This is a genomic window from Chitinophaga sp. (assembly GCF_036569185.1).
Taxonomy (GTDB): Bacteria; Bacteroidota; Bacteroidia; order Chitinophagales; family Chitinophagaceae; genus Chitinophaga.
This window is the reverse complement of record NZ_DATCRD010000330.1, coordinates 30912-47527: the sequence shown is the minus strand read 5'-3', so window position 1 is coordinate 47527 and position 16616 is coordinate 30912. Positions and strand designations below refer to the sequence as shown.

13 protein-coding genes and 1 pseudogene are annotated in these 16616 nt (G+C 48.0%); 7 read left to right on the top strand and 7 right to left on the bottom strand.

What is annotated here, in order from left to right; genetic code table 11:
- Positions 1 to 297: pseudogene (locus VIM72_RS25255) on the top strand (M1 family peptidase); the annotation flags it as partial.
- A gap of 55 nt (positions 298 to 352) precedes the next feature.
- Here the strand turns inward: VIM72_RS25255 and VIM72_RS25250 are convergent.
- The 5 genes from VIM72_RS25250 to VIM72_RS25230 form a co-directional block, all read right to left on the bottom strand.
- A complete protein-coding gene (locus tag VIM72_RS25250; protein ID WP_332005600.1) occupies positions 353 to 1354 on the bottom strand; it encodes a patatin-like phospholipase family protein in 1002 nt (333 codons plus the stop codon).
- A 35-nt stretch (positions 1355 to 1389) separates the two neighbouring features.
- Positions 1390 to 1956 carry a DinB family protein gene (locus VIM72_RS25245; RefSeq protein ID WP_332005599.1) on the bottom strand — a complete coding sequence of 189 codons (567 nt, stop codon included), beginning with the start codon at positions 1954 to 1956 and terminating at the stop codon, positions 1390 to 1392.
- Between the two features lie 196 nt (positions 1957 to 2152).
- On the bottom strand, positions 2153 to 2362 hold the full coding sequence (locus tag VIM72_RS25240) for a hypothetical protein (protein ID WP_332005598.1): 210 nt from the start codon (positions 2360 to 2362) through the stop codon (positions 2153 to 2155).
- A 12-nt stretch (positions 2363 to 2374) separates the two neighbouring features.
- Entirely contained in the window at positions 2375 to 2824 is a 450-nt protein-coding gene (locus VIM72_RS25235) for a hypothetical protein (protein ID WP_332005597.1), read from the bottom strand.
- 15 nt (positions 2825 to 2839) lie between these two features.
- Complete coding sequence (locus VIM72_RS25230) at positions 2840 to 3427, bottom strand: RNA polymerase sigma factor (RefSeq protein ID WP_325638814.1); 588 nt, start codon at positions 3425 to 3427, stop codon at positions 2840 to 2842.
- 88 nt (positions 3428 to 3515) lie between these two features.
- Between VIM72_RS25230 and VIM72_RS25225 the strand changes: the two genes are divergently transcribed.
- Positions 3516 to 4403: a cation diffusion facilitator family transporter gene (locus tag VIM72_RS25225; protein ID WP_332005596.1), complete on the top strand. Its 888-nt coding sequence runs from the start codon at positions 3516 to 3518 to the stop codon at positions 4401 to 4403.
- Between the two features lie 85 nt (positions 4404 to 4488).
- On the opposite strand, the gene rsmG is transcribed toward VIM72_RS25225, so the two are convergent.
- Positions 4489 to 5118 (bottom strand): 16S rRNA (guanine(527)-N(7))-methyltransferase RsmG, encoded by a 630-nt coding sequence (rsmG, locus tag VIM72_RS25220; protein ID WP_332005595.1) that lies wholly within the window; start codon positions 5116 to 5118, stop codon positions 4489 to 4491.
- A 34-nt stretch (positions 5119 to 5152) separates the two neighbouring features.
- Positions 5153 to 6286: a glycosyltransferase gene (locus VIM72_RS25215; RefSeq protein WP_332005594.1), complete on the bottom strand. Its 1134-nt coding sequence runs from the start codon at positions 6284 to 6286 to the stop codon at positions 5153 to 5155.
- A 136-nt stretch (positions 6287 to 6422) separates the two neighbouring features.
- Here VIM72_RS25215 and tgt point away from each other — a divergent pair, with 136 nt between their 5' ends.
- From tgt to VIM72_RS25190, 5 genes are all read left to right on the top strand, one after another.
- Entirely contained in the window at positions 6423 to 7568 is a 1146-nt protein-coding gene (gene tgt / locus VIM72_RS25210) for a tRNA guanosine(34) transglycosylase Tgt (RefSeq protein ID WP_414649024.1), read from the top strand.
- Between the two features lie 38 nt (positions 7569 to 7606).
- Complete coding sequence (locus VIM72_RS25205) at positions 7607 to 8686, top strand: LptF/LptG family permease (RefSeq protein ID WP_332005592.1); 1080 nt, start codon at positions 7607 to 7609, stop codon at positions 8684 to 8686.
- Positions 8687 to 9208: 522 nt separating this feature from the next.
- The gene (locus VIM72_RS25200) at positions 9209 to 10534 is read left to right on the top strand and encodes a citrate (Si)-synthase, eukaryotic (RefSeq protein WP_332005591.1); all 1326 of its coding nucleotides are present in this window, start codon (positions 9209 to 9211) and stop codon (positions 10532 to 10534) included.
- A gap of 51 nt (positions 10535 to 10585) precedes the next feature.
- The gene (recG, locus tag VIM72_RS25195; RefSeq protein WP_332005590.1) at positions 10586 to 12739 is read left to right on the top strand and encodes an ATP-dependent DNA helicase RecG; all 2154 of its coding nucleotides are present in this window, start codon (positions 10586 to 10588) and stop codon (positions 12737 to 12739) included.
- 200 nt (positions 12740 to 12939) lie between these two features.
- Complete coding sequence (locus VIM72_RS25190) at positions 12940 to 16614, top strand: PKD domain-containing protein (RefSeq protein WP_332005589.1); 3675 nt, start codon at positions 12940 to 12942, stop codon at positions 16612 to 16614.
- Positions 16615 to 16616 lie beyond the last annotated feature (2 nt).

The following is a 16616-nucleotide window of genomic DNA, read 5'->3' as shown; positions in this document are numbered from 1 at the left end:
AATAAAACAATGGTGCGTTTACGCAGGATAGGATATATGCCTATGCCCATTGATTTTATGGTAACTGATAAAAGCGGTAACAAAGTGCTGCATTATATCCCGCTGTCAATCATGTATGGGGAAAAACCTAATGAGTACCCGGACGTAAAACGTATAGTCGATCCCGTTTGGTACTGGACTAACCCCGTTTATGAAGTGGAACTGGATACGCCCCTCTCAGAGATCAAAGAGCTGGAAATAGATCCCAGCCAGCGTATGGCGGATGTAGACAGAAGTAATAATAAAGCGGTGTCTTAAAAGTGATACTCCGGGATATTGTTTAAAAAGCAGTGTCCCGGTATTTTTTTTATAGCTATGGCAGTAAATCTGCAGCTCTCCGTTCTCCTTCCTTCATCATTTCCTTCATTACCTGCGGTATAAATTCCAGTCCCCCCATATGCACATCCAGCGCCTTTTCCGGGCGGATGATATGTAACTTCACCTTTCTTTTTCCCTTGAAAGGATTGGCAGCGGGTGCATCAAAACACCGTGTTATATCCGCGGCGCTGATGCCTGCTTTTTTCAGGTTATTCTTTACTGTCTCAAGATAGGTGAGTGCGTTGTTGATCAGCTGTGTTACCCGGATATCTGTAGCAGCTATTTCGTTGGTGTTGTTATCCACATGTTGTTCCAGGATATCAAGCAGGTTTTTAAATAAGATATCATCTTCACCGGGTATTTCCGGGGTGAGAAGGATTACGAAGATCTCCCTGGCGCCTTTTTCTATAGCCAGTTTTACGGGGTGGTAGTGAGCGCCTCCGGCGTTGGTGAACTGCTGTACCTGGTCAGGAAGGGAGGCTACTTCCACCGGTGGCATAAACACGGGCATACTGCAGGATGCCTGCATCGCTTCGCGGAAAGTGTAATTATCGTGCAGGGATATTACATCGTAATCTTTCATTACTGTATCTGTGCCTGAAGGAGAAAAATAGGTGATGCGGTTGGTTTGAAGACAACGGGCGCCAACAAATATTTCCTTGTTCAGTTGTTGCAATGCACGGAAACGGGTATCTGTAAAAATATTGGTGATCTTATGTGTAAGGGCGGTGGCGTTGTAAAGGGAATTGTTTTGGGGGAAGCGTTGCAGCATGGTGCTGGTGTTTACCAGGTCGGCGGTGGTGTTGCTGGTGAATAATTTTTCCAGTAATGTTATTTCGCCCAAAGCTGCCAGGGGCGCAATTAATGAGCTGATGCCGGTGCCGCAGAAAAAGTCGAAATCAATGGCTGGTTGTCGTGAATATAAGTGTTTCAGAGCGCCAACAGCAAAAGCTGCCCTGGAGCCGCCGCCACTGATGACTAACGCAGTTGTAGCCATGAGGATTTTTTAGGTAGCGACAATTTACTAAAAAATCAAAATATCAGCTGCTGTAATTGGTTTTCCCAGGTATGGCCCTGTAATTCCTGGTCTTTTAATTTTCCCAGGTGGTGCTCATTGTGATGAGCAATAAAGTACATCATCTCCCGGATGGTAAGTTTACCAAGCAGGGGATGGGGGAGCCGGTACCTGTCAAGGTCACTTTCCGACCAGCCGGCCAGTTTGTTGATTAATTTATCTTTCTGGAGAAGAAAACCTTGTATCAATGCAGGCCGCTGCGCGGGGTAGATCACGCCCGGCAGGTAAGCCCTGGCCGATTTTGCGCCGGAGTCCAATACCCGCTGATAATCCGTTGCCAGTTGATCATACGTTCTCGACGGAATAGCACTGGTGCCAAAATAGAGCAATGTCACTTTGGGAAATCCCAATGCGCTGCTTACCGGCCGGATAGATTTTATGAGATGGTCCAGTTGCTGGCCGGCAGACCACTTACCGTAAGGGGAGGCGGTAAAACGTATATCCGGCAACGTATTCACAAAATCCACGAAGTTGTCGAAACTGGTATTTAACAGAGATCTGATCTCGTGATGGTTCAGGTACATAGGAAACAAAATTTAGAGGATTTCAAATACACAATACCTGGCTTTGTATCAATATACCCGGGCCACTGCATTCTCTTTTGAAGTTACGTCAGATTTGCGAGCCGGCCAATAGCAAATTATATATAAAATAAATTTATGTATAATAAAATGGTCATGTAGCCCGGGAATATTGATCAACTATGAAGAAAAACTTAATTTATTCCAGCACAGCGCATTCAAAGCCTTGTTTTTGGACGAATTCTATAATAATATTCTCTTCCACCTGCAGATCGGCAATGCGTAATACTTTGTCGCAATCATCAAGGTCCACATGGCAGGCGCCTACCGGAAAACTGGAAGCAATGGCCCGGATCATCAGCTGACGCTCTTCCGGGCTGCCTATATTGGTTTTGAATATTCCTATCATCGCACAATGTTTTTAGCGTGATTCTTTTTCGTCGTTCCGGGGGGCTTCGCGGTCGCGGTCACTGCGTTCCTGGTCACGGTAGCCGCGGTCAGGTTCACGGTACCAATCGTCGCGTCTCCAGCCTTCAAAGCCTGTTCTGCAGCGGTTGCGCAGTTGTTCCCGCATCCTTTCCTGTTCTTCCGGTGTCATATTGGCCATCCGTTCTTTCAGGCGGGCTTTCCATTCCCGGCCCCGGCCAAATTTATCGTGATGGTTGTGGTGCCACCCGAAAAGCAGCTTGCCCAGTAATAATAGTCCCAATGCCTGCCAGAAAGTGATCACAGGGCCGTGGAACAGTTCGGGGATCAGGCAGTTCCATAACAACATGGTAGCAAATCCTACCGCTGTAATGAACAGTGCGCCGAGTACTACAAATTTGAGTACCTGCAGACCACCTCTTCTTCTGCCAAAATTGTTTCTCATATCTTAATAATTAAATCAGTCGTTAAGTAATTCATTATACAGCTCCGCCAGGCGCTCCCGGAGGAATAGTACTGCATAACGTTTGCGTGACAGGAGGGTGTTTACCCCGATGCCGGTTTCTTCACTCATTTCTTTAAAGGATTTCCCTTCCAGTTCGTGCTGCAGGAATACCTGCCGCTGATCGGCCGGTAGCTCGTCGATGGCTTCCATAATGGCTTCCGACATGATCTTTTTCGCCATAGGGGTGTCTGCTTCCATATTCCTGTCGGAAAGCAGTTCGGGAAGAAATAGCACTTCTTCGCCTTCTATCTCGCGCGTGAAATCAGAAAAAGGAGTTTCTTTCTTCTTACGGAACCAATCGGTAATCTTGTTCCGGGTTACGGCAAACAGCCAACCGGTAATAGAATCTACCTGGCTGCCCAGGCGCAGGTATTCGGTAAACTGGTAGAAAACATCCTGTAAAATATCCTCAGCATCCGACGCATTGCTTACCCGTTGCCGGATAAAGTGCAGCAATCGCTTACGCTCCTGCTTCACGGTTGCCTGTATGCGTTCGTTTTGCTCTATGGCCATAATGCTATTTGTAAGGACCAGTTGTTTCATCTTAATAAGGATGACGAAACAACAGAACGGATATTTTATAAGGACGAAAAAAAATCTTCTTAAATTACGACAAGGAAATCTGTTGTTTATGCATGATCATGCCCACGCTCATACCCCTCCTTTAAATAATGCCCAGGTTAACAGGGCTTTTATATGGGGAATTTCTCTCAACCTGGCCTTTGTAGCAGCGGAGTTTATTGCCGGTTTCCTTACCCACTCCCTGGCCCTCATGGCCGATGCAGGGCATAACCTCAGTGATGTGGCCAGCCTGGCCCTGTCGCTGCTGGGTTTCCGCCTGGCCAAAATAACCTCCAACCCCGGCTATACTTACGGCTACCGCAAAAGTACAATTCTTATCTCCCTGTTTAACGCCATGCTCTTGCTTATTGTGGTTGGGGTGATCGGGTATGAGGCCATCCGCCGTTTCAGCCGGCCCTATGAAGTGCCGGGAACACCTATTGCCGTGGTAGCAGGTATCGGTATCCTTATCAACGCATTTACCGCCTGGCTGTTCTTCAAAGACAAAGAAAAAGACCTGAATATTAAAGGAGCCTACCTTCACCTGGCGGCCGATGCCCTGGTATCGCTTGGAACGGTGGTGGCCGGCATTATGATCATCTATACAAAATGGTATTGGCTGGATCCTTTACTAAGTATTATTGTAATGGTAGTCATTGTATTTGGCACCTGGGGCCTGCTGCGCGACAGCCTGCGGCTGTCGATGGATGGAGTGCCGAAAGATATTGACCTCCAGGAGATCCGGAAAAAGGCCCTGGCCCTGGAAGGGGTAAAGGATATTTATCATATCCACGTGTGGGCGCTCAGCACTACTGAAAACGCTCTAACAGCCCAGGTAACCATAGATCCGCAGCTGGATGCCGCCGGCACGGAAGCCCTGAAAAAAGCACTGCGCCATGAACTGGAGCACCTCGGCATCCGTCACTCTACATTGGAAACAGGTTTTGGCGCTAAGTAAATGCCTAAACACTCAGGCATCCGCCATGGGCTTAGCATTTAGTAAATGCCCAAATACTCAGGCATCCGCCGCGTCGGAACCTGGTTTAGCTCTTAGCCAATACCACGAACTTCTCCTTAAAACTTTCTTCAGGGAAAATATCATACACCTTTACCAGGCGTGGTTTTAATCCGCTGTCTGAAATTTCCTGGGCCAGATCCCCACCTTTCAGACAAATAAGCCCTTTTTCAAATTGCTTGCCCGGAACAGTAGATTTCTTCATTAAATGCTTGCTCCAGCGCCACAGGTCACCCAGGGGGGCCACCGCGCGGGATACCACGATGTCAAATTTCCGGTTTTTGATCTCCTCCACCCGGCTATGTGCTGCAGTGACGTTTTTCAGCTGCAGCGCTTCCGCCACGCCTTCCACCACCTTGATTTTTTTACCAATGGAATCTACCAGGTGAAATTGTACTTCGGGAAAAAAGATGGCCAGGGGAATACCGGGAAACCCGCCGCCGGTGCCCAGGTCCAGTATCTGGGTGCCGGGCTGGAAATCTGCAATAGCAGCTATACTGAGAGAATGTAATACATGTTTTTCATACAAGGCATCTATATCTTTACGGGATATCACATTGATCTTTTCATTCCACTCCTGGTATAATCCCTGTAGCGCCTCAAATTGCGACAGCTGTTCCGGTGTAAAGTCGCTGAAATACTTTAAAATAATTTCCATGCGGCAAAAGTAAAGCAAAAGCAAATAAGCAGGGTTACCATTTGTTTTTGGACCGGAAGAACAACGCAGGGGTAAAGATGATGTAGTACAATACCATAAAAATATCCATCAGCCAGCTGAATTTAAACAGGTCGCTTTCATCCAGTCTGCGCATGGCGGCATAAGTAATAATGGACTGTATCAATACCTTGCCTCCGAAAATACCCAGCACATACCAGAGGATGGGTGGTGGGAAAAACAGCGCAAAAATAAAAGCGGGGTAAAAAAGGAAATGCGTGAGTGAAAACAACCCCAGCACAAACTTGTGGCTAAAGCGGTAATGCTTGCCGGTAGACATATGCCTGGTTTTTTGCCGGAACCAGCTCTTCCAGCTTTGCTTAGGCTCAGAGTAAGTAAAAGCCTGTTTGTCGATCACCACGCCCACATTTTTCCGGTTGGCTGCGGTGTTTACAAACAGGTCATCATCGCCGCTGGCCAGGTGCTGGTGACTTGTAAAACCTTTATGTTTAAAGAAAAGCTCTCTTTTATAGGCCAGGTTGCGGCCTACGCCCATATAGGGCATGCCGCTCATGGCAAAGGAAAGGTGCTGCAGGGCGCTGAAGAAAGTTTCATAGCGGATGATCTTATTCAGGAACCCCGGCTTCTTATGATAGGCGCCGTATCCCAGTACAATTTCCTTCTTGTCTGTAAATCCCTGGCTCATCAGGGAAAGCCAGTAAGTGCTGCCCGGCTTGCAATCGGCGTCTGTAAGCAATACATTTTCAAATCGCGCGCCTTTCAAACCGATAGACAGGGGGTATTTCTTGCCGGGAATAAATTTCGCGGGCTGTTTGATCTCGATATGCCGGTAATGCGGATAACCCGGCTCAATGGAGCGCAGGTAATACTTGGTATCGTCTTCAGAGTTATCGTTTACCACAATCACCTCGTACTCCGGTTTCATATGCTGGTGATACCGCTGCTGCAATACCCCCGGCAAATTCTTTTGCAGGTTCAATTCTTCATCCTTGGCACAGATGATTACTGAAAAAGGCCCGTCCGGTGTGTGGTCCAGGTCAAATTTACGTCTATAGAAAGCTACCCGGGAGAACACAAAGAGAAAATAAATGATTTGTATCCCTGCTACGGCAGCAAAAAAGTATAAGGCAATTTCACCCAGATGGTCCATAATGCTGGCAAAAATATAATATTTTTATTATCTGTAAAAGAATTAATTATGAACATTGGACAGGGGCATCCCGGTAACGAAGCCGGGAGCTTCTTCCCCCGCGCTGTTCTTCACTTCATTTCAATATCTTTGCGGCCTGAAATATCGACGAGTGAATTTTGAACTGATTACTACAGACAGTGGCAGTAATGCCAGGGCCGGGAAAATCACCACTGCCCACGGGGAAATAGAAACGCCCATTTTTATGCCGGTAGGCACTGTGGGCAGTGTAAAAGCTGTTACACAGGAACAACTGCGTGCAGATGTGCAGGCCCAGATCATTCTTGGCAATACCTATCACCTGTACCTGAGACCCGGCCTGGAAGTATTATCACTCGCCGGGGGCCTCCATAAATTCAATGGCTGGAACCGGCCTATCCTTACAGACAGCGGCGGTTACCAGGTGTTTTCCCTGGCCGCCAACCGTAAGATCAAGGAAGAAGGCGTGGTGTTCCAGTCGCACATCGATGGCTCCCGCCATCTTTTCACTCCTGAAAATGTGATGGATATCCAGCGCACCATTGGCGCCGATATTATCATGGCCTTTGATGAATGTCCGCCCTATCCGTCGGAATACCGCTATGCGCGTAAGTCGATGGAGCTCACGCACCGCTGGCTCGACCGCTGCATCAAACGCCTCAATGATACCGAACCTGCCTATGGTCATGAACAAACCCTGTTCCCCATTGTACAGGGCAGCACTTATAAAGACCTCCGTAAAGCCTCCGCTGAATATATCGCTTCCCGCAACTGCGCCGGTAATGCCATTGGTGGCCTTAGCGTGGGAGAACCGGAAAATGAAATGTACGAAATGTGCGGACTGGTATGTGAATCCCTGCCGGCAGATAAGCCCCGTTACCTGATGGGCGTAGGAACTCCCTGGAATATCCTGGAGAACATTTCCCTCGGTATCGATATGTTCGATTGTGTGATGCCCACCCGCAACGGCCGTAACGGGATGTTGTTCACCTGGAACGGCGTAGTGAATATCCGTAATAAGAAATGGGCTACTGATTTCAGCCCGATCGATGCCAACAGTCCCTGTTTTGCCACCAATGCCTACTCTAAGGCGTACCTGCGTCACCTGTTTGTAGCCGGCGAAATTTTAGGCATGACATTAGCCAGTATCCACAACCTGGCATTTTACCTGGAGCTGGTGAAGGAAGCCCGTAAACAAATACTGGCCGGCACTTTTTCCACCTGGAAAACCGGGATGATCGAACAGCTGAAAACACGATTGTAAAAGTCCGGACTATAAAATAAACTAATATCTTTGGGGTCATGACTAAAATTGACTGGTACATTTTACGCAAGCTCATAGGTACTTTCATTTACTCCCTGATGATATTCCTATTGATTTCTGTAGTGATAGACACTACGGAAAAGGTGGACGACTTCATGAAGCACCACCTGTCGCTGCATGAAATCATAGTGGATTACTATTTTGGTTTTATTCCCCACATCCTGGCTTTACTGTTCCCGCTGTTTATATTCCTGTCGGTGATTTTTTTTACTTCCAAGATGGCCTACCGTTCGGAAATTATTGCCATCCTGGCTGCCGGCGTAAGCTTCCGGCGCTTCCTGCGCCCTTACTGGGTGGGGGCATTCCTTTTCGGCGGGGTGCTCTGGCTGGCCAACTACTGGGTTGTGCCCAACGCCAACCGCATCCGTACCAGCTTTGAAAACAAATACCTTCATAGTCACGACGACGAAAAGTCGCAATACGATCGTACCACCCGTATCGATAGCTTCACCTACGTTACCTTTGGTACCTACGATCCCAACTATAAAAGCGGCAGCAACTTCGTGCTGTCTGTAGTGGATAAACAAAACATGACCTTCAAGCTGAAAGCCGACCGTATCAGCTGGGACTCCACTTCGAAGAAATGGAAACTGGATTATGTGTCCATGCGCACCATGAACGGGTTGAAGGAAACCTGGGTGAGCAAACAGGACACCCTGCTTAAAATACCATTGGTGCCTAAGGACCTCGTAGAAGAGAAAAATCTCCAGGAGGCCATGACCACTCCTGATCTCCGGCGGTATATCCAAAGGGAAAGCATCCGCGGGGCGGAAGGGCTTAATACGTATTGGGTAGAGTACTACAGGAGAACTTCAGCTGCCTTTGCCGTGGTGATCCTCACCCTGATCGGGGGGATTATTGCTGCGAAAAAGGTGAGGGGAGGAAGTGGATTGCATCTGGCAGTAGGGATCGTTATCAGTGCGAGCTATATTATATTCCTGCAATTCGCCACAGTGTTTTCTGTTAAGGCCGATCTGAACCCGCTCCTGGCGGTGTGGATCCCGAATATACTGTTTGGCGGGCTGGCGTTTTACCTGTACCGCAAGGCGCCGAAGTGATGAGATAGTGTATGGGGAGTGTATTGAAAGTGTATGCCGAGTGTATGGGAAGTGTATGGAGAGTGTATGAGGAGTACGACACATAGACGAGTCCTAAGTTACTGAGAAGTATGGGACAGGTACCTGACATATATCTTTAGCCGGTTTGCGAATTTGCTTGTTGTCCATTTTTTCCTTTCCTCTCTTTTATTAGCCTCTCCCGGCCTTTCCCAAAAAGTTTTCTCCGGAGAAATCTCCCCGGAAATAATTTTTTCAAAGATTTTTTCTTTCAAAATTTTCAATTCATTCTGAAAATTTTACATTTCTTTAACGTCTGTATAAGTGTATATTATTTTATATTCGTAAGATACTTGTAGCTATATTATTAAAGAGTCTTACTACGTCAATATTGCTTTGACTTTTCACTCGCGGATCGTTGTTAATTTGGCATTAAATACCACTAAATGGTGGTAACTTCGTTAACAAATCATTACTTTTGACTATTGATCGATTTTGTTTTCATTACATAACAATAGCAGTAAAATGGGGTACATAAAAGAGAAGTTCAAGGTTAAAGCAGATGAACTTAACATTGAAGTAAAAGACCTGGTAAAGAATCACGGCACCAAGAAAATTGAGGACGTAACACTGGCACAGGTTTATCAGGGTATGCGCGGCATTACCGGTCTGGTAACAGAAACTTCCCTGCTGGATGCCAATGAAGGAATCCGTTTTCGCGGATATTCCATCCCGGAATTAAGGGAGCATTTACCTAAAGCGCCAGGTGGCGCAGAGCCATTACCTGAAGGCTTATTTTACCTGATGCTGATCGGAGAATTGCCTACAGAAGCAGATGTACAATATCTGTCCAGTATGTGGGGCCGCCGTTCTCATGTACCCAACCACGTTTTTGATGCTATTGAAGCGCTCCCCATCACCGCGCATCCTATGACTATGTTCAACGTGGGTATCATGGCGCTGCAAACAGAATCCTCTTTCGCACACGCTTACGCTGAAGGAATAAATAAAAAAGATTACTGGAGCTACATGTACGAGGATACCATGAACCTCATAGCCCGCCTGCCACGTATTGCTGCATATGTTTATCGCCGCAAATACAAAGGTGGCCAGCATATCCAGCCGAATGGCATGCTCGACTGGGCCGGTAACTTTGCGCATATGCTCGGTTACTCCGATGAAGGATTCAAGGAACTGATGCGTCTTTACATGGTGATCCACGCCGACCACGAAGGTGGTAACGTGAGCGCACACACGACGCACCTGGTAGGATCTGCACTCAGCGACGCTTATCTCTCTTTCGCAGCCGGTATGAACGGCCTGGCAGGTCCTTTACACGGCCTCGCTAACCAGGAAGTGATCAAATGGATCCTCCAGATGCGTGAAGAACTGGGCGGCGGCGTTCCAACCAACGAACAAATAGAAGCGTATGTACGCAAAACTTTAGCCGAAGGTAAAGTAGTACCAGGCTATGGCCACGCTGTACTGCGTAAAACAGATCCCCGCTTTACCGCACAAATGGAGTTCGCTAAAAAACACCTGCCCGATGATGAACTGGTGAAAATTGTATGGCAGGTGTATGAAACCGTTCCACCTATCCTGCAGGACCTGGGTAAAGTGAAAAACCCATGGCCTAACGTAGATGCGCACTCCGGCGCATTGCTGGTACACTACGGTCTTGTTGAATATGAATTCTACACCGTATTGTTTGGCGTATCTCGCGCATTAGGCGTACTGGCTTCCCTCTGTTGGGACAGGGCGCTCGGGCTTTCCCTGGAAAGACCAAAATCTGTTACCACCGAGTGGATGAAACAGTTCGTGGAAGGAAAAGTAGATGCAATAGCCGAATAGTTTTAATAATTGTTTTTTTAGTAAAAGAGGCAAGTGGTGAATTTTTACCATTTGCCTTTTTTATTTTTGTTGTTCACCAAAAACGGAATAGCCATTTCTACTTTTACCGCCATATTATCAAACCCGATAGAATACCTGAAAGGAGTAGGCCCGCAGAAAGGAGAACTGCTGCGTAAGGAAATTAAAGTGTATACCTTCGGCGACCTGCTGCAATATTTTCCTTTCCGTTATGTGGATCGTACCAGGATCGATAAAATAGCCTCCCTCAGCGGCTATGAAGATTTTGTGCAGATCCGGGGAAAGATCGTGAATATGGTGGTAATGGGCGAGAACAGGTCCAAAAGATTAGTGGCTACGTTTAAAGATGAAACAGGCACCATTGACCTGGTATGGTTCCAGGGCTGGCAATGGATGCAGAAATCGCTCCGCGAAAATGTAGCTTACCTCGTGTTCGGCAGGATCTCGGTGTTCAACGGTGTTACCCAACTGGCACACCCGGAGCTGGATCTTCTCACCGAAGAAACCGCTACCGGCAAACAATTCCTGGAACCGGTTTATTATACTACAGAAAAACTCAAAGCCCGCGGACTAACGGCCAAGGCTATAGGAAAACTGACCAAGAACCTGCTGGAACAATTATCTCCCCTGGAAATCAGGGAAAATATCCCGCTGGATGTATTACAACAGTACCGGCTCATGCCCAGAGCCATGGCTTATTTCAGGATACATATGCCTGCCAGTGAAGACGACGCGCGACTGGCTCAGCGACGCCTGAAATTTGAAGAACTGTTTATTGCACAAATCCGTATATGCAGACTGAAACTCAAAAGACACAAGCAGTCGCATGGATTTGTGTTCGGCGCAGTGGGCGAATCTTTTAATGAATTCTACAACAATCATCTTCCCTTTTCCTTAACAGGCGCACAAAAAAGGGTATTGAAAGAAATACGTACAGATACCATGCACGGCCGGCAGATGAACCGTCTCCTGCAGGGAGATGTAGGCAGTGGTAAAACAATGGTGGCCCTGCTCACCATGCTGCTGGCAAAAGATAATGGCTTCCAGGCATGTTTGATGGCGCCTACTGAAATCCTGTCGCAGCAGCACTTTAAAGGGATCTCTGAATTGCTGGAACGGATGGATGTAAAAGTAGCCCTGCTTACCGGCAGCATCAAAGGCAAAGCCCGGAAGCAGATACTGGCCGGCGCTCTCGATGGCAGCATAGATATCCTCGTAGGTACGCATGCCCTCCTGGAAAAAGAAGTGGAGTTCAAGAACCTGGGAATGGCCATCGTGGATGAACAGCACCGGTTTGGAGTGGCACAACGGGCACGCCTATGGGAAAAAAATACCATCCCGCCGCATATCCTGGTGATGACGGCAACGCCTATACCAAGAACGCTGGCTATGACCATCTACGGAGATCTTGACGTGTCGGTGATCGATGAAATGCCCCCGGGGCGTAAACCTATTACCACCGTTCACCGTACAGAATACCAGCGCCCGCAGGTGATGGATTTTATAAAGGAAGAAGTGAGGAAAGGAAGACAGGCCTATATTGTATACCCGCTCATCGAAGATTCCGAGAAGCTGGATTATGAAAACCTGATGAAAGGATATGAAGAAGTGAAGGCTTTCTTCCCGGAACCGCAGTTTTATATCAGTATGGTGCATGGCCGCCAGCCGGCAGAACAGCGGCAGGCCAATATGCATCGCTTTGTTACCGGCGATACCAATATCATGGTAGCCACCACGGTAATAGAAGTAGGGGTGAATGTGCCCAACGCTTCAGTAATGGTAATAGAAAGCACAGAACGTTTCGGACTGTCGCAGCTGCATCAGCTGCGCGGAAGGGTTGGGCGCGGAGCGGAACAGTCGTTTTGTATACTCATGACTGGTAACAAATTAAGCCAGGATTCCCGGGAACGGATCAACGTAATGGTGCAAACCAACGACGGCTTCATTATTTCAGAGAAAGACATGGAGCTCAGAGGCCCTGGCGATATTGAAGGCACCCGCCAGAGCGGGGTGCTGGACTTTAAACTGGCCGACATCGTGGCAGATAAACCGATCCTGGATGCTGCCCGCGCCAGCGCTGAAAAGATCCTGGAAGAAGACACTGATCTGCTTTTGCCTGAGAATCAGGCATTAAAAGAATTTTTGGCCGCCCAGAGAAGTAAATCTATCTGGAGTAAAATTTCCTGATGGTTTTTACGTTTATTAACTGATGGATGAATTAAAAAAGTATGAAAGCTACTGAAGCTGAGATTCACCTTGTTTCCCATTTAGCCTATCGTACCTCAATTCAGAAGTTTTTTGTGCTTGTCCCGACCGTAACAATTTGAGTGGCTTCTGCGTTTAATAGTATTATATTAGTTTTTAAGAATAAAATAAATCTGATCCCGTTGAAATTTACCTTCCCGACCGGCCTTATTGGATGGATGATTTGCTTTTTGTTCACCGGACGATCCGCCCAGGCGCAGCAGCAACGTGCAAACTTCACGCCTCTGAATTTTATTGAGAACAAAGGCCAGTGGGATAGAGATATCATCTACCGGACAGAACTGGATGGCGCCGCTATCTTTCTCAAAAAAACAGGATTCACTTTCCTGATGATGAACCAGGAAGACCTGTGGAATCTCAACGATTATGTTCATGGTCACTCCCACCGCGCTGATACTGTGTTCGTTCCCAAAAGCAGCGTTAAACCGGTACAGCCCCAGCCAGGCAATGGCCAGCCGCCTCCCCGGCCCGGCAAAATCCCTGATGTTCGCGGGCATGCTTACAGTGTTACCTTCGTGAACGCCAATCCCGATGTACAAATAGCTCCCGAAAAAGAACAGGAAGCCAAAAGCAACTACTTCATTGGTAATGACCGCACCAAATGGGCCACCGGCGTAGGTTCCTTCCAGGGGATTAACTATAACTCGCTCTATTCCGGCATCGATGCGCATGTTTATTCAGAAGGCTCCCAGCTGAAGTACGACCTGATTGTGCATCCCGGCGCCAATCCCGATAATATCCAGATGGTATACGAAGGCGCTACCGGTATGGAACTGAAGAAAGGACAACTGTATGTGCATACTTCCGTGGGAGACGTGATTGAGCAACTGCCCTTTGCATACCAGTACATCGATAATCAACGTGTAACCGTTAAGGTGTCTTATAAGTTGAATGGTAATAAACTGGGTTTCAGAATATCCGGGGAATACAACCCTGCTTATCCTTTGGTGATAGACCCGATCTATGTGTTCTCTACCGTATCCGGCGCACGTTCTGATAACTGGGGCTTTACGGCTACTTACGATGATGCGGGTAATTTGTACGGCGGCGGTATCGTGTTTAATCCGGGGTATCCCGTAACAACCGGGGCAGTGCAAAGCGTATATGGAGGCGGGCAGTTTGATATCGCCATCTCAAAATTCAACCCCAACGGCACCCGTCTGGTATACGCTACCTACATGGGTGGCAGCGGTGTAGAACAACCACATAGCTTATTTGTAGATCAGCAGGGCAACCTGGTGATCTCCGGCAGAACCACTTCCAGCGATTATCCCAATACAGCTGTAAAAGGAACACGCGGAGGCTGGGACATCGCCATTACTAAAATAAATGCAGCAGGCAGCGCCATCATCGGGTCACTGATCATCGCCGGCACCGGAGACGATGGCGTGAACATGCGGGCCGACCGCCAGGGAGGCGATTGGGTATTGCTGCGTAACTATGGCGACGATGCCCGCAGCGAAGTGGTAGTGGATGATGCAGGTTATATCTATGTAGCCAGTTGCACCCGCTCTAATGATTTCCCGGTAACTCCCGGCGTATTCCAGGGTACTAACAAAGGTTCACAGGATGCGGTGATCATGAAAATAAACCCGCTCTGCCAGGACCTGGTATGGGCCAGTTACCTGGGTGGCTCCAAAGAAGATGCAGCCTATGTAATTGCATTGAACGGCCTCAATAGCCTGTATGTAGCCGGCGGCACCGCCAGCGACGACTTTCCCGCAACGGCCGGTACCTTGTACCCGCAATACCGCGGCGGCGTATGCGATGGCTTCGTGGTGCATATTTCCGGCGATGGAAGAAGCATCACGCAAGGCACTTTCCTGGGTTCAGATAACCCTGCTGCCGACCAGGTATATGGTATCCAACTGGATAAAAAAGGATTTGTGTATGTAATGGGCACCACGGAAGGGGCATGGCCTATCAAACAAGTCAGCGCCGACGGGTACAATGAAGACGGTCTGCAGTTTATTGCCAAATTACAACCTAACCTGTCCGCCTTCGTGTATTCCACCACCTTCGGCCGGAAAAGAAACATGGTTTCTTCCCCCAATATTTCTCCCACCGCTTTCCTGGTAGACCGCTGCGAAAATGTGTATGTGTCCGGATGGGGCGGAGGTATCAATACTTCCCTGCATTATCCAAACTCCGGAACTAGCGGTCTAACCACTACCAGCGATGGATTGCAACGCAGTACCGACGGGATGGATTTTTATTTCTATGTATTGCAGCGCGATGCGGTGAGGTTTAGTCCTACCCAGGGACCGCTGTATGCCAGCTACTTCGGTGGCTCCGGCCTGTACGAGCACGTGGATGGCGGTACCAGCCGCTTTGATCGTAATGGTATTATTTACCAGGGTATCTGCGCCTGGTGTAATGTGAGCCAAAGCGGCTTCAAACCACGGTACCCTACTACACCGGGCGCTTACTCCAGCACGCCGCCGGCTGCCTGTAACTTCGGCGCACTGAAAATTGCGTTTAACCTCGATGGGGTGAAAGCAGGCGCCAAAACGCTGGACCGTCGCACCAACTATTGCGTACCGGAAACAATCACCTTTGTGGATACTACCCGCCTGCCGGGTAAATCTTACCAGTGGTTCTTCCCCGACGATAACACCACCCTGAACCTGGGCCCTGAAGGAGATACCGTACAGCATACCTTCAACAAGGTGGGCACTTTCCGTGTAAGGATGGTAAAGTATGATCCCTCAAGTTGTAACGGCTCAGATACTGCTTATGTAACCGTGAAACTGGGCAACAACAGGGCAGTACTGCAGTTTGAAGCGAAACGCCAGGATCCCTGCGACAGCCTGAAGTATATGTTCACCAACGAATCAACACCGGCGGCCGATTTCAGGGATAGTTCATTTATCCTCGACTATGGCGATGGCACGCCGCCATTCTATACCGGGATAGATACCTTCCCGCTGATCCATTATTACAAAAACGCAGGCATTTACAACGCTACCCTTACGCTGGTGGACACCAATTTCTGTAATGCACCGCAAACAATTACCTACACACTTCGTGTAGCCCAGAACGTGGTAGCTCAGTTTACTGATCCCGGAACTATTTGTGTGGGCACGGAATTACAGATGGATAATACTACCGAAGGCGGTGAAACATTTACCTGGACCTTTGAGGATGATGGTTCCGTTTCACACGATCCTTACCCGGTACATAAATTCAATAAAGCCGGCCGCTGGAAAATAACGCTGGAAGTGGACGATCCTAACACCTGTAATAAACGGGATGTGATTACGAAAGAAGTAAATGTAGCGGCGCCGCCTACAGCAGACTTCGATTTTTCACCCACCAAAGCCATAGAAAATACACCGATACAATTCCTGAACGGTTCTTCCGCGAATGCGATACATTACCTGTGGAATTTCGGAGACGGGGATACTTCTTCCCTGGCCAATCCCAGCCATCAATACCTGAGAACAGGTACGTATAATGTGTGCCTCACGGTTACTAACGCTGAAGGATGTACGGATACAAAATGTGAGGAAGTAAGTGCCATTGTGGTACCATTGTTTGATGTGCCGAATGCATTTGCACCAACCGGCAAGAACAATGTATTTTACGTGAAAGCATTTGGAGCGACTAAATTCAATCTTAAAATATTTAACCGTTGGGGACAATTGGTTTTTGAAAGTTCAGACCCTCAAATCGGTTGGGATGGCCGGTTTAAGGGAAACCTGCAACCCATGGATGTTTATGCATATATCGTAAACCTTGAGTTTACGGATGGCACAAAAGGCAGCAGATCAGGAAGTGTAACCTTGTTAAGATGATG

Coding starts and splice junctions, on each gene's coding strand:
- VIM72_RS25250 (WP_332005600.1), bottom strand. CDS start 1,354: ATGGCTACAACTGCGTTAGTCATCAGTGGCGGCGGCTCCAGGGCAGCT.
- VIM72_RS25245 (WP_332005599.1), bottom strand. CDS start 1,956: ATGTACCTGAACCATCACGAGATCAGATCTCTGTTAAATACCAGTTTC.
- VIM72_RS25240 (WP_332005598.1), bottom strand. CDS start 2,362: ATGATAGGAATATTCAAAACCAATATAGGCAGCCCGGAAGAGCGTCAG.
- VIM72_RS25235 (WP_332005597.1), bottom strand. CDS start 2,824: ATGAGAAACAATTTTGGCAGAAGAAGAGGTGGTCTGCAGGTACTCAAA.
- VIM72_RS25230 (WP_325638814.1), bottom strand. CDS start 3,427: ATGAAACAACTGGTCCTTACAAATAGCATTATGGCCATAGAGCAAAAC.
- VIM72_RS25225 (WP_332005596.1), top strand. CDS start 3,516: ATGCATGATCATGCCCACGCTCATACCCCTCCTTTAAATAATGCCCAG.
- rsmG (WP_332005595.1), bottom strand. CDS start 5,118: ATGGAAATTATTTTAAAGTATTTCAGCGACTTTACACCGGAACAGCTG.
- VIM72_RS25215 (WP_332005594.1), bottom strand. CDS start 6,286: ATGGACCATCTGGGTGAAATTGCCTTATACTTTTTTGCTGCCGTAGCA.
- VIM72_RS25205 (WP_332005592.1), top strand. CDS start 7,607: ATGACTAAAATTGACTGGTACATTTTACGCAAGCTCATAGGTACTTTC.
- VIM72_RS25200 (WP_332005591.1), top strand. CDS start 9,209: ATGGGGTACATAAAAGAGAAGTTCAAGGTTAAAGCAGATGAACTTAAC.